Source organism: Pseudomonas sp. SIMBA_067 (genome assembly GCF_046534675.1).
In the GTDB taxonomy this organism is placed as follows: domain Bacteria; phylum Pseudomonadota; class Gammaproteobacteria; order Pseudomonadales; family Pseudomonadaceae; genus Aquipseudomonas; species Aquipseudomonas putida.
Genome location: NZ_JAWRYH010000003.1, coordinates 443,150 through 456,476, shown reverse-complemented (window position 1 = coordinate 456,476; position 13,327 = coordinate 443,150). Strand labels below are relative to the sequence as shown.

Below are 13,327 nucleotides of genomic sequence, written 5' to 3'. Positions count from 1 at the left end.
TAATTGCCCGTGAGGCTTGACCATATAACACCCAAGCAATTTGCGCCTAAGACGCCAAATTGTGGTGGTGAAGATGACACGAACCGAAAGTTCGCAACAACCCACAAATATCGCATATCCGGATTCGCTGGGCTGTCCATCTGGACATTCTGGCTACAGAATTTCTTGACGACCATAGAGCATTGGAACCACCTGATCCCATCCCGAACTCAGTAGTGAAACGATGCATCGCCGATGGTAGTGTGGGGTTTCCCCATGTGAGAGTAGGTCATCGTCAAGATTCATTCCGCAAAACCCCTATCTGCACATGCAGGTAGGGGTTTTGTCTTTTCCGCCTAGGAAAAGATTTGTCTCCATGCATGCCATGGTCCACGGCATGCCCCGTGATATGGTTCCGCATCGGAATCAACCGCCTCCCAGGGAATGCTCAATGGCTACTACCACTCTCCACCCCGGCTTCATGATCGTCCACGGCAACCGCCTCGACGACCTGCGCAGTCTGGTGGTGAGCTGGATGCGTCGCTACCCCTTGGCGCCGCTGGAAAACGAAATCGCCCTGGTACAAAGCAATGGCATCGCCCAATGGCTCAAGCTCGCCTTGGCCGAAGACCCCCTTGAAGACGACCAAGGTGGTTGTGGCATCGCCGCCGCAATCGATGTGCAACTGCCCGGCAGCTTCATGTGGCAGTTATACCGAAGCGTGTTGGGCCGCGACGAAATTCCTGAAGTTTCCCTGCTCGACAAGGCCCCGCTGACCTGGCGCCTGATGCGCCTGCTGCCGGCCCTGATCGAGCGCCCGCATTTCGAACCGCTGCGGCGCTTCCTTACCGACGACAGCGACCTGCGCAAGCGTTACCAGCTCGCCGAGCGGTTGGCCGACCTGTTTGACCAGTACCAGGTCTACCGCGCTGATTGGCTCAAGGACTGGGCGGCGGGCGAGCACATTCTCAACACCGCCCGCGGCGAGCGCAAAGCGCTGCCCCCAGGCAATCGCTGGCAGGCCGAATTGTGGCGTGCGCTGCTGGATGATGTCGGTGAAGCGGGCATGGCACAGAGCCGCGCCGGGGTGCATCAGCGCTTCATCGAACGTATCAACAGCCTGCAGCAGGCACCGGCCGGGCTGCCACCGCGGGTGATCGTGTTCGGTATCTCTTCGCTACCAGCCCAGGCCCTGGAAGCGTTGGCGGGCCTGGCACGCTTCAGTCAGGTGCTGCTGTGCGTGCACAACCCCTGCCGCCACCACTGGGCCGATATCGTTGCCGACAAGGATTTGCTGCGCCATCAGTACAAGCGCCAGCAGCGTAAGCAGGGCATGCCTCTGCAACTGGACGACCAGTCGCTGCATCAACATGCCCACCCGTTGCTGGCAGCCTGGGGCAAACAAGGCCGCGACTACATCAACCTGCTCGACAGTTATGACGACCCAGGCAGCTACCAGGGTGTGTTCAGCGATGGCCGCATCGACCTGTTCAGTGATGGCTCGCCCACAACGCTGCTAAACCAGTTGCAGGACGACATTCTCGAACTGCGCCCGCTCGCCGAAACCCGCGAGCTTTGGCCGGCAGTCGACACGGTGAAAGACCGTTCGGTACGTTTCCACATTGCCCACAGCCCGCAACGCGAAGTGGAGATCCTGCACGACCAGCTGCTGGCCCGTTTCAGCGCCGACCCTACCTTGCGCCCGCGTGACGTGATCGTCATGCTGCCGGCCGTCGACACCTACGCGCCGCATATCCGCGCGGTGTTCGGCCAGTTGCAACGCAATGACCCGCGCTACATTCCGTTCACCCTCACCGACCAGGGCCAGCGCGGTCGCGAGCCTCTGCTGATCGCCCTCGAACACCTGCTGAAGTTGCCGGACAGCCGTTTCGCGGTCAGCGAAGTGCTCGACCTGCTGGACGTACCGGCCGTGCGTGCACGTTTTGGCATTCGCGAAAATGACCTGCCTACCCTGCACCGCTGGATCGAGGGCGCCGGCATTCGCTGGGGGCTCAATGCCGAGCAGCGGGCCAGCTTGGGCCTGCCCGCAGGGCTTGAACAGAACAGCTGGCGTTTCGGCTTGCGGCGCATGCTGCTGGGCTACGCGGTGGGCGTGGGTGAAGCGTGTGATGGCATCGAACCCTACGATGAAATCGGTGGCCTGGACGCGGCATTGATCGGCCCGCTGGCCGCGCTGCTCGACGCGCTCGAAGTGGCCTATCAGGCCTTGTCCGAGCCTGCTACCGTCAGCCAGTGGGGGGAGCGCCTGAATGCCTTGTTGCAAGTGTTCTTCCTCGCGGAGGGCGAGCACGACGAGTTCCTGCTGATGCAATTGCAAGAGCTGCGCGATAGCTGGCTTGAAGTGTGCGAGGCCGTTGACCTGCAAGACCCGCTGCCGCTGACCGTAGTCCGTGAAGCCTGGCTGTCGGGCCTCGACCAAGGCAAGCTGTCGCAACGTTTCCTCGCCGGTTCGGTGAACTTCTGCACCCTCATGCCCATGCGCGCCATCCCGTTTCGCGTGGTCTGCCTGCTGGGCATGAACGATGGCGACTACCCCCGCGCCCAGCAACCGCTGGACTTCGACCTGATGGCCAGCGACTACCGACCCGGTGACCGCTCGCGCCGCGAAGATGACCGCTACCTGCTGCTCGAAGCGCTGCTGTCGGCACGTGACCAGCTGTATATCAGCTGGATCGGGCGCAGTATCCGCGACAACAGCGAGCGCCCGGCCTCGGTACTGATCGGCCAGTTGCGCGATCACCTCGCCGCCGGCTGGCATCTGGCCGGCGCAGAGCAAGGGCAGCCCGCACAACCGGGCGAGCAGTTTTTACACGCCCTGACCCAGGAGCACCCGCTGCAACCGTTCAGCTCGCGTTACTTCGAGAAGGGCAGCCCGCTGTTCAGCTTTGCCCACGAATGGCAGGTGCTGCACCGGCAGAGTGAGGAGGATGAGCAGAGCGACTCCGACCTGCCGCCTTACCAGGACGATGAAGCCTTGAGCCTCACCCAACTGAATGACTTTCTGCGCCACCCGGTGCGGCATTTCTTCAGTCAGCGGCTGAAGGTGTATTTCGAAGCGCTGGAAGCGCCAACCCCAGATGAAGAACCGTTCGTTCTCGATACCCTGCAACGCTACGGCGCCAGCGAAAGCCTGCTGGGTGCGGCGCTGTCCGAGCCGGACAATGCGGAGCAAGCCTTGAAGGCACAGGCCCGACGTCTGCAGGCCTGTGGCTTGCTGCCGCTGGCCGGCTTTGGCGAGTTGCTGCAAAGCGAGTTGATCGAACCTCTACCAGATTTGCTGCAACGCCACCGCCAGTTGTTGCAACGCTGGCCCCAGTTGGTCGAGGGCGCGTTGCCGGTGCATTTCGAGCACGGCCAACATCGGCTCGAAGGCTGGCTGGGCCGTGTGTTCCAGGCGGATGACCAGAGCCTGCTGAGCATCACCACCGTGCCTAACACCATCAGCGCCGGGCGCAACAACCTCAAGTGGCACCGCCTGATTGCGCCCTGGGTTACGCACCTGGCGGCCTGCGCGGCGGGCTACCACTACAACAGTGCCTTGGTGGCCAGTGACCTGACTTTGTTGCTCGCACCGCTGCCGCAAGACCAGGCCGCCCAACTGCTTGGCGACCTGTTGGTGGCCCGCCAGGCGGCGATGAACGCGCCGCTGCCGGTTGCAGCCAAGACCGCGTTCGCCTGGCTGGCCCAGGACGATGCCGACAAAGCCCTGGCCGCAGCTGCCCGTGCCTATGAGGGCGACGAGCGCACCAGTTTCGGTGAGCGCAATGAAAGCATCGCCCTGGCCCGACAGTACCGCGACTTCGCCGCACTCACCGCTGACGAAACCTTTGAAGGCTGGTGCGAAACCTTGTACCGCCCATTGTTCACCGCCCCTTGGCAGACCCTGGGCAACCCGGAGAAAGGCGCATGACCCAGGACCGTCCTCTGGCACTGAGTTTCCCCCTGCACGGCAGCCAGCTGATTGAGGCCAGCGCCGGTACGGGCAAGACCTTTACTATCTCGGCGCTGTACCTGCGCCTGATCCTCGGCCACGGAGGTGAGCAGGGTTTTGGTCGCGAGCTGCTGCCACCGCAGATCCTCGTGGTGACCTTCACCGACGCAGCCACCAAGGAACTGCGCGAACGTATCCGCGCCCGTCTGGCAGAGGCTGCACGGTTCTTCCGTGGCGAACTGGAACGCGCAGACCCGCTGCTGCATCAGCTGCGTGACGATTATCCGCAAGAGGCCTGGCCGCGTTGTGCAGGCCGCCTGGAAATCGCCGTGCAGTGGATGGACGAGGCTGCGGTATCGACCATTCACGGCTGGTGCCAGCGCATGCTGCGCGAGCATGCCTTCGACAGCGGCAGCTTGTTCACCCAGACCCTGGAAACCGACCACAGTGAACTGCTCGGCCAGGTCATGCGTGATTACTGGCGGCGCTTCTGCTATGGCATGCAAGGTGACGCACTGGTCTGGGTGCGTGGCAACTGGGGCAGCCCCGATGCCTTGCTGCCGCGCATTCGCCCACTGTTCGGCCGCGTGCGCGCCCATCAGGACGGGCCAGAGCCCGCAGCCCTGATCCAGGCATCGCTGCAGCAACGTGGCGAACAGTTGGCCCGGCTCAAGGCGCCGTGGGCGCAGTGGGCCGACGAACTGCGGCAAATCTGCCGCGATGCGCTGGCCGCCAAGCAGGTCGATGGCCGCAAGATGCAGGCCCGTTACTTCGAGCCCTGGTTCGACAAGCTCTGTGCCTGGGCCGGCGACGAACAACTCGTTGAGCTCGACCTGGGTACCGGTTTCACCCGCCTGACGCCAGACGGCATGGCCGAAGCCTGGAAGGGCGAGCCACCCGAGCACCCGGCCCTCAACGCGATGCAGACACTGCAGCAACAATTGCAGGCCCTGGACAGCCCAGAGGCGCCCTTGCTCGAGCATGCCGCCAACTGGGTATCGGCGCGGTTCGAAATCGAGAAGCGCCGGCGTGCGGAAATGGGCTTCGACGACATGCTCGTGCGCCTGCAGCACGCCTTGGCCAGCGAGGCCGGTGAACGCCTGGCCGGGCTGATCCGCGAGCAGTTCCCGGTAGCACTGATCGACGAATTCCAGGACACCGACCCGGTGCAGTACGGCATTTTCGAGCGTATCTACCAGATCAGCGAAAACCGCGCAGAAACCGGCCTGTTCATGATCGGTGACCCCAAGCAGGCGATCTACGCCTTCCGCGGTGCCGACATCTACACCTACCTCGCTGCACGGCGCGCCACCAGCGGCCGGTTGCATAGCCTGGATACCAACTACCGCTCCAGCAAGGCCATGGTCGCGGCGGTCAATCAGGTATTCCTGCAGGCCGAGGCGCGTGATGCGGGGCGCGGGGCATTCCTGTTCCGCGAGCCCGATGACAACCCGCTGCCGTTCATCGAAGTCCGCGCCAAGGGCCGTGGCGAACAGCTGCTGATTGACGGGGAAGCCAGCGCAGCCCTGCAATGCTGGCAGCTGGCAAGCGAAGAGCCAGTCTCCAGCAGTGTCTACCGCCAGCAGCTGGCGGCCAGCTGCGCCAGCCATATCGTCGCCTTGCTCAATGGCGGTCAGCAGGGCACAGCGGGCTTCCAGAATGGCGAAGGCGAACTGCGCCCGTGCCTGCCCTCGGACATCGCCATCCTGGTGCGTGACGGCCATGAAGCGCAGATGGTCCGCGCCGAGCTGGCCGCACGCGATGTGCGCAGTGTGTACCTGTCCGACAAGGACTCGGTGTTTTCCGCCCAGGAAGCCCACGACCTGCTGGCCTGGCTCAAGGCCTGCGCCGAGCCAGACTCGGAGCGCCTGCTCAAGGCCGCACTGGCCAGCCTGACACTGGGCCTGTCGCTGGCCGCGCTGGACCGGCTGAACCAGGACGAACGGGTCTGGGAAGGTTGGGTCATGCGTTTTCGCCATTATCGCGATACCTGGCAACGCCAAGGTGTGCTGCCCATGCTGCGGCACCTGCTGCACGACTTCCAACTGCCGCGCACGCTGATCCGTCGCAGTGACGGCGAACGTGTGCTGACCAACCTGCTGCACCTGGCCGAACTGCTGCAGCAGGCGGCGGGTGAGCTGGACGGTGAACAGGCGCTGATCCGCCACCTGGCCGAGCACCTGGCCAGTTCCGGGCAGGCCGGTGAAGAGCAGATCCTGCGCCTGGAGAGCGACGAACAGTTGGTCAAGGTGGTGACCATCCACAAGTCCAAGGGCCTGGAGTATCCCCTGGTTTACCTGCCGTTCATCTGCACCAGCAAACCGGTGGACGGCAGCCGCCTGCCGTTGGCCTGGCATGACAGCCACGGCGACGCCCACCTCACCCTGACCCCGGACCAGGCGCAGATCGAGCGGGCCGACGACGAGCGCCTGGCCGAAGACCTGCGTCTGCTCTACGTGGCCCTGACCCGTGCCCAGCATGCTTGCTGGCTGGGTGTTGCCGACTTGAAGCGCGGCAATCAAAAGAGTTCACAACTGCACCGCTCGGCACTTGGCTATCTGTTGGGTGGTGGCCTTGCCCTGGCAGGCTCGCAGCAGCTTACCCAGTGGTTGCAGGCGCTGGCGGCGACATGCCCGCACATCGCTTGCCCTGGCCTGCCGCCGGCAGATGAGCAGGTATATCGCATGCCCCATGCCGACCGTGAGCTGCTGCCCGCACGCAAGCCGCGCCGCGCAGCGGCCGAGCATTGGTGGATCGCTTCGTACAGCGCCCTGCGTATCGGCGATCAGGCGCTGGTTGCCGACAGTTCGCAGGCCCAGCAACTGCTGGATGACGAAGTGGTCGATGCCCAGGTACTGCGCGATGTGCCGGCCGACAGTGGCGACATTCACCGCTTCCCGCGGGGGCCGAACCCCGGCACCTTCCTGCATGGCTTGCTGGAATGGGCGGGGCGCGAGGGCTTCAGCCAGGTCAGCAGTGACCCGCAGCTGATCGAGCGCACCGTTGGCCAGCGCTGTAACCGTCGCGACTGGACCGGCTGGATCCCCACCCTCAGCCAGTGGATGCGACGCTTGCTGGGCGAGGCGCTGCCGTTGCCGGGCAGCGACCAGGGCGTGACGCTGGGGCAGTTGTGTCATTACCAGATCGAAATGGAGTTCTGGTTCGCGAGCCACCAGGTCGACGCCGAACAACTCGACCGCCTGGTGGCACGCCACATCCATCCGGGCCTGGCACGCCCGGCGGCGCAGCCGACCGTGCTCAACGGCATGTTCAAAGGTTTCATCGACCTGGCGTTCGAGCTGGACGGGCGGTACTACGTCACCGACTACAAGTCCAACTCGCTGGGCCCGGACATCCAGGCCTACGACGCCATGGCCATGGAAAAGGCCATTATCGAGCACCGCTACGACCTGCAGTACGTGCTGTACCTGCTGGCCCTGCACCGCCAGTTGCGCGCTCGCCTGCCGGACTACGATTACGACCGCCATGTCGGCGGCGCCCTGTTCATCTTCCTGCGCGGCGCGAGCAGCAGCGGCCACGGCGTGTACCACACCAAGCCACCGCGCGAGCTGATCGAAAGCCTTGATGCGCTGTTCCGTGGCGAGCACCCACCGGCACAGCAGGACCTGTTTGCCGGAGCCGAGATATGAGCCGAAACCTGGTTGACCTGTTGCCCACCCCGTTGCACGCCGAGCACTTGCTGGCGCTGGCGCCGCAGCATGACAGCGGTGACCTGCTGCAACTGCTCGACCGCTGGGTAGAGCGGGGCTGGCTGCGGGCCCTGGACCGTGCGTTCGTGTCGTTCCTCGAAGAGCGCGCCCCCGGCAGTGATCCCTTGCTGTTGCTGGCGGCAGCATTGGCCAGCCACCAACTGGGCCACGGCCATGTCTGCCTCGACCTGCAGCAAACCCTGGCCGAGCCCGACTTCGCCCTGTCGCTGCCGCCTGAAGGCGATGCCCTGATCGGGCCCTTGCTGCTGCCGTCGCAGTTGCTGGCCAACCTCGATCTGAATGCCTGGCGCCAGCGCATCGCCGCCAGCTCGCTGGTGGCCGCTGGCGATACCCCGGGCCAACAAGCCCGGCCACTGGTACTCAGCGGTGAGCGCTTGTACCTGCGCCGTTACTGGAGCTACGAGCGGCGTATCGACCATACCTTGCGTCAGCGCCTGACCCAGGCCGAAGCACCGCTGCCCGACCTGTCAGATCGCCTGGCACAGCTGTTCGAGGGCGGTGCACCAGATGGCCAGGTGGACTGGCAGAAGCTCGCCTGTGCGCTGGCCACCCGTGCCGGTTTCAGCATCATCACGGGTGGCCCCGGCACGGGTAAAACCACCACCGTGGTGCGCCTGCTGGCCTTGCTGCAAGGGCCGGCAGTGGAGCAGGGCAGGCCGCTGCGCATCCGTCTGGCCGCGCCGACGGGCAAGGCCGCTGCGCGCCTGACCGAATCCATTGGCCAGCAAGTCGAGCGCCTGCAAGTCAGTGCCGAAGTACGCGGGCAAATCCCCACTGACGTCAGCACCGTGCACCGCCTGCTCGGCAGCCGCCCCGGTTCCCGGCACTTCCGCCATCACGCCGGCAACCCGCTGCCGCTGGACGTGCTGGTGGTCGACGAAGCATCGATGATCGACCTGGAAATGATGGCCAACCTGCTCGACGCCTTGCCACCCCGGGCGCGTCTGGTGCTGCTGGGCGACAAGGACCAGTTGGCCTCGGTCGAGGCCGGTGCGGTACTGGGCGACCTGTGCCGGGATGCCGAAGAGGGTTATTACTCGCCAGCGACCGCAGCGTGGCTGGAGCAGATCAGTGGCGAGTCGCTGGCCGCCAGCGGCCTCAAGGCCGGTGATGAGCAGCGCAATCCGCTGGCCCAGCAATTGGTGATGCTGCGCTTCTCGCGGCGCTTCGGCGAAGGCAGCGGCATTGGCCAGCTGGCGCGGCTGGTCAATCGCCAGGATTCCCACGCGGCGCGCAACCTGCTGGCCAAGCCGCCGGCCGACGTGCACAGCCTTGCCCTCAAGCACGAGCAGGACCGTGCTTTCGACCGCCTGCTACTCGACGGCCTGAACCGCGGTGCCGAAGGCCCGCAGGGCTATCGCAGCTACCTGCGCACCCTTGGCCGCTACCGGCCTGCACTGGAAACCGCCTTTGATGACCCCGCGTGGGAACAATGGGCGGGCAAGGTGCTGCACAGCTTTGAAGACTTCCAGTTGCTATGCGCGGTGCGCCGGGGTGCCTGGGGTGTCGAAGGCCTCAACGAACGGGTGGCCCGGGTGCTTCACAATGCCGGCCTGATCGACAGCCAGCAGCCCTGGTACGAAGGGCGCCCGGTGCTGGTGACCCGCAACGACTACGGCCTGGGCCTGATGAACGGTGATATCGGCATTGCCTTGCGCCTGCCGGACGAGCGCGGTGAGCCGCTGCTGCGGGTGGCCTTCCCGCGGAACGACGGCAGTGGTGGTGTGCGTTTCGTCTTGCCCAGCCGGCTCAATGAAGTGGAAACGGTTTTTGCCATGACCGTGCACAAGTCCCAGGGCTCGGAGTTCAGCCACACGGCCCTGGTGCTGCCAGATGCGCTCAACCCGGTGCTGACCAAGGAGCTGGTATACACCGGCATCACCCGGGCCAAGCACTGCTTCAGCCTGGTCGAGCCACGCCAGGGCATTTTCGAAGAAGCGGTGGCGCGCAAGGTGCGGCGTATTTCCGGGTTGATGCTGGAACAGGTGTAAGACCGCGAGGCCCAATCGCCGGCAAGTCAGCCCCCACAGGGATTCCACAGCCTTTGAAAGCTGTGCTGCACCTGTGGGAGCTGGCTTGCCGGCGATTGGGCCATCAACCCCGATACATGAAGCAGCTCATTCCTACAACGATGCGGCCATGTGCTATCTTTGCGCCGATAGTGGTAAGGACTTTAAGAGATTTCCCACATGAATGTGGCCGCAAGGCGAGTGACAAGCTGTGCGCTTTCGCTATTGCTGGCCGTCCTGTTCCTTTCTGCAGGCCCCGCCCAGGCAGAAACCGCCACAACCGCCGCCCAGGTGCAGCAACGCGCCAAGGCCGTCACCCAAGTGGTACTCGGCATCTTCAGTTACGCCCGCTGGCCTGTCGAACCTTCACCCTTGCGCTTGTGCCTGGTCGGCCCGACCGAATACGCCGATGACCTGATCAAAGGCCATGTGCAGGAGTCCGGCCGCCCGCTGCAGGTGCTGCGCCTGCTGGCAGAAGACACTCAGGTCGCCCAAGCCTGCGATGCCATCTACATCGGCAAACTCGACCAGGGCCAGCGTGACCGACTGTTCGAGCGCGTCAGCGGCCACCCGGTATTGAGCATCAGCGAAGCGAACGACCCGTGTACGGTTGGCAGCCTGTTCTGCCTGCGGGTCAGCGACCAGCAGGTGGCCTTTGACGTCAACCTCGACTCGGTGGCGCGTTCCGGCGTACGCATCCACCCCAGTGTGCTGCAGTTGTCGCGGCGCCGGGCGGTGCAGCCATGAAGCCGACCCGCAAGCAGGGCGTGCGCCCGACCCTGCGCTCGGTGCTGGGCCGTGGCCACCTCAGCGTTGCCTTGCTCGCCGTGGGCCTGGCCGGTATTTCACTCACGCTGCTGGGCGTGCTCGCCCTGCGCGTCTACGCCAATCACAACCTGCACCTGATCGCCCGGTCGATCAACTACACCGTGGAAGCGGCGGTGGTATTCGATGACAGTGCTGCGGCCAATGAATCGCTGGCGCTGATCGCCAGTCGCGAGGAGGTGGCCGAGGCCAAGGTCTTCAACGACGAAGGCGAGCTGCTGGCGCACTGGCAACGCGCCGATACTGGCATGCTCGCCAAGCTTGAAGTGCAGGTTGCCACCGCGTTGCTGGATGAGCCGGTGAACCTGCCGATCCTGCACCAGCAACAGCAGGTCGGGCACATCGAACTGGTCGGCCAGGGCCGTAGCCTGTTGCTGTTCCTGCTGAGCGGCTTGGCCGGCATCCTGTTCTGCACAATACTCAGTGCCTTGGCGGCGCAATACCTGTCGCGGCGACTGCTCAGCGATATCGTCCGCCCGCTGCGTGGCCTGGCCAGCGTCGCCCACGCCGCCCGCCGCGAGCGCAGTTTCGACCGGCGCGTGCCGGAAGCACCGATTGCCGAACTCAACGAACTGGGCAACGACTTCAATGCCCTGCTCGACGAACTGGAGGTATGGCACAGCCACCTGCAGAACGAAAACCAGACCCTGGCCCACCAGGCCAGCCACGACAGCCTGACCGGCCTGCCCAACCGCGCCTTCTTCGAAGGGCGCCTGAACCGCAGCGTGCGAAACGCTGCGCGGCAGCAAGACCACCTGGCGCTGCTGTTCCTCGACAGCGACCACTTCAAGCAGATCAACGACACCCTCGGCCATGCCGTGGGTGACGAAGTACTGATCAGCGTGGCCGACCGCGTGCGTGCCCAACTGCGTGAGCACGACCTGGTGGCACGCCTGGGCGGTGATGAGTTCGCGGTACTGCTCACACCTTTGCAGTCGCGCGAGGACGCCGAGCTCATTGCCGAGAAGATTGTTGCCAGCATGAAGCTGCCCGTGCAGCTGGACAGTGGCCGCAGTATCGCCACCTCACTGAGTGTCGGTATTGCCTATTACCCGGATGACGGCGCTGACCCCGCCAGTCTTCTCAATGCCGCCGATGCGGCGATGTACCAGGCCAAGCGCAAACGCCGTGGCCATTGGCAAGTGGCGCAGACGGAACGGTCCGCCAATGAAATCAAAAACAGGAGTTGAACCCGTGATACACGCTTTGCGTTTCCCCCTTTGGGCGTTGTTGCTCGCCGTGCTGGCGCTGACCGGTTGCCAGAGCCCCCCCCAAAAAGGCCTGACCCCCGAACAGATCGCCGTGCTCAAGCGTGAAGGCTTTACCCCCACCGATGAAGGCTGGGCCTACGATTTGTCCGGCAAAGTGCTGTTCGGTAGCGATCTGGATGGCCTCAACGGCCAGAGCCAGGCAATTGTCGAGCGCATTGGCAAGGCGCTGCTTGGCGTTGGCATCCAGGGCGTGCGGGTGGACGGCCATGCCGATTCGTCGGGCAAAGCGGCGTACAACCAGCAGTTGTCCGAGCGCCGTGCGCAGAGCGTGACCAGGGCGCTGGTCGGGGTTGGCATGCAGGCGCAGAACATCCAAAGCCGCGGCCTGGGCAGCACACAACCGGTGGCGGACAACCGCACCAGTGCGGGGCGCACCGAGAACCGTCGGGTGTCGATAGTGGTGGCGTCCTACTGACCGCTGTCCGCTGAGCTATCACATTTCTCTGTAGGATCAGCCTTGTGCTGCGAAGAGGCCAGACCAGGCACAGCAGTTGTATTGCCATGACTGGCCCCTCCGCAGCACAAGGCTGATCCTGCAAAGGAGCTACGCAGCACCATCACTCCTGAGCAAAGCGCATGTCGCGGGTTTCCCCCATCAACAACGGTGCATTCGCCTCGGTCACCCCACGGATGTAATCCCACAGCAAGGTAATGCGTTTCAACTTGCGCAAGTCCTCCCGGCAGTACATCCAGAACTGCCGCGTCACCTCGATCTCCTCGGGCAGCACCGTCACCAGCCGCGGGTCTTGCGCCGCAAGGAAGCACGGCAGTATCGCCAGCCCACGCCCCTGCAACGCGGCGGTGTACTGCGCAATCACACTGGTACTGCGCAAGTGCGCGCTGGCACCGGGAATCAGGTTGGCCAGGTACAAAAGCTCCGAACTGAACGCCAGGTCATCCACGTAACTGATGAACGGGTGTTTGGCCAAGTCCGCCACCTGGCGGATCGGCGCATGGCTGTCCAGGTAAGCCTGGGTCGCATACAGCCGCAAACGGTAATCGCACAGCTTGCAGCACACATAAGGCCCATGCTCCGGCCGCTCCAGGGCAATGACGATGTCCGCCTCGCGCTTGGACAGGCTGATGAAGTGCGGCAGTGGCAGGATATCCACAGAAATCGCCGGGTAGGCATCAACGAAGTGGCTTAGCTGTGGGGTGATGAAAAAGCTGCCGAAGCCCTCGGTGCAGCCCATGCGTACATGCCCCGACAACGCCACGCCCGACCCGGACACCTGCTCGCACGCCATGTGCAGCGTGCTTTCGATCGACTCGGCATAACCGAGCAAGCGCTGGCCCTCGGCGGTGAGGACAAAGCCGTTGGTCCGCGACTTTTCGAACAGCAACGTGCCCAGCGCCCCCTCCAGCGAGCTGATGCGCCGCGACACCGTGGTGTAGTCCACGCTCAGGCGTTTGGCGGCGCTGCTGGCCTTGCGGGTGCGGGCCACTTCAAGGAAAAACTTCAGGTCGTCCCAGTTGAGCGCGCTCAGGGATGTGAGGTCTTTTTGCATGATGATCCGGTTTTTTTGTGCGTTCTTGTTGGATGTTTGCACATCTATACTC

7 protein-coding genes and 1 rRNA gene are annotated in these 13,327 nt (G+C 64.2%); 7 read left to right on the top strand and 1 reads right to left on the bottom strand.

Annotated elements, in window-relative coordinates; all coding sequences use genetic code 11:
* Positions 1–164 precede the first annotated feature (164 nt).
* From rrf to SB765_RS10520, 7 genes are all read left to right on the top strand, one after another.
* Positions 165–280 (top strand): 5S ribosomal RNA (rrf, locus tag SB765_RS10550).
* Positions 281–430: 150 nt separating this feature from the next.
* Positions 431–3,910, top strand: coding sequence for an exodeoxyribonuclease V subunit gamma (gene recC / locus SB765_RS10545; protein ID WP_410931287.1), 3,480 nt, complete (start codon positions 431–433; stop codon positions 3,908–3,910).
* Positions 3,907–7,581, top strand: coding sequence for an exodeoxyribonuclease V subunit beta (recB, locus tag SB765_RS10540; RefSeq protein WP_410931286.1), 3,675 nt, complete (start codon positions 3,907–3,909; stop codon positions 7,579–7,581). Before recC ends, recB begins: the two co-directional genes overlap by 4 nt.
* A complete protein-coding gene (gene recD / locus SB765_RS10535; protein ID WP_410910858.1) occupies positions 7,578–9,653 on the top strand; it encodes an exodeoxyribonuclease V subunit alpha in 2,076 nt (691 codons plus the stop codon). The genes recB and recD overlap by 4 nt, the downstream gene beginning before the upstream one ends.
* Before the next feature lie 198 nt (positions 9,654–9,851).
* Complete coding sequence (locus SB765_RS10530) at positions 9,852–10,418, top strand: YfiR family protein (protein WP_410931285.1); 567 nt, start codon at positions 9,852–9,854, stop codon at positions 10,416–10,418.
* The gene (locus SB765_RS10525; protein ID WP_016497898.1) at positions 10,415–11,686 is read left to right on the top strand and encodes a diguanylate cyclase domain-containing protein; all 1,272 of its coding nucleotides are present in this window, start codon (positions 10,415–10,417) and stop codon (positions 11,684–11,686) included. The genes SB765_RS10530 and SB765_RS10525 overlap by 4 nt, the downstream gene beginning before the upstream one ends.
* Positions 11,687–11,690: 4 nt before the next feature.
* Positions 11,691–12,182, top strand: coding sequence for an OmpA family protein (locus tag SB765_RS10520; RefSeq protein ID WP_410910859.1), 492 nt, complete (start codon positions 11,691–11,693; stop codon positions 12,180–12,182).
* A 142-nt stretch (positions 12,183–12,324) separates the two neighbouring features.
* On the opposite strand, the gene SB765_RS10515 is transcribed toward SB765_RS10520, so the two are convergent.
* A complete protein-coding gene (locus SB765_RS10515; RefSeq protein WP_341796797.1) occupies positions 12,325–13,275 on the bottom strand; it encodes a LysR family transcriptional regulator in 951 nt (316 codons plus the stop codon).
* Between the last annotated feature and the right edge of the window lie 52 nt (positions 13,276–13,327).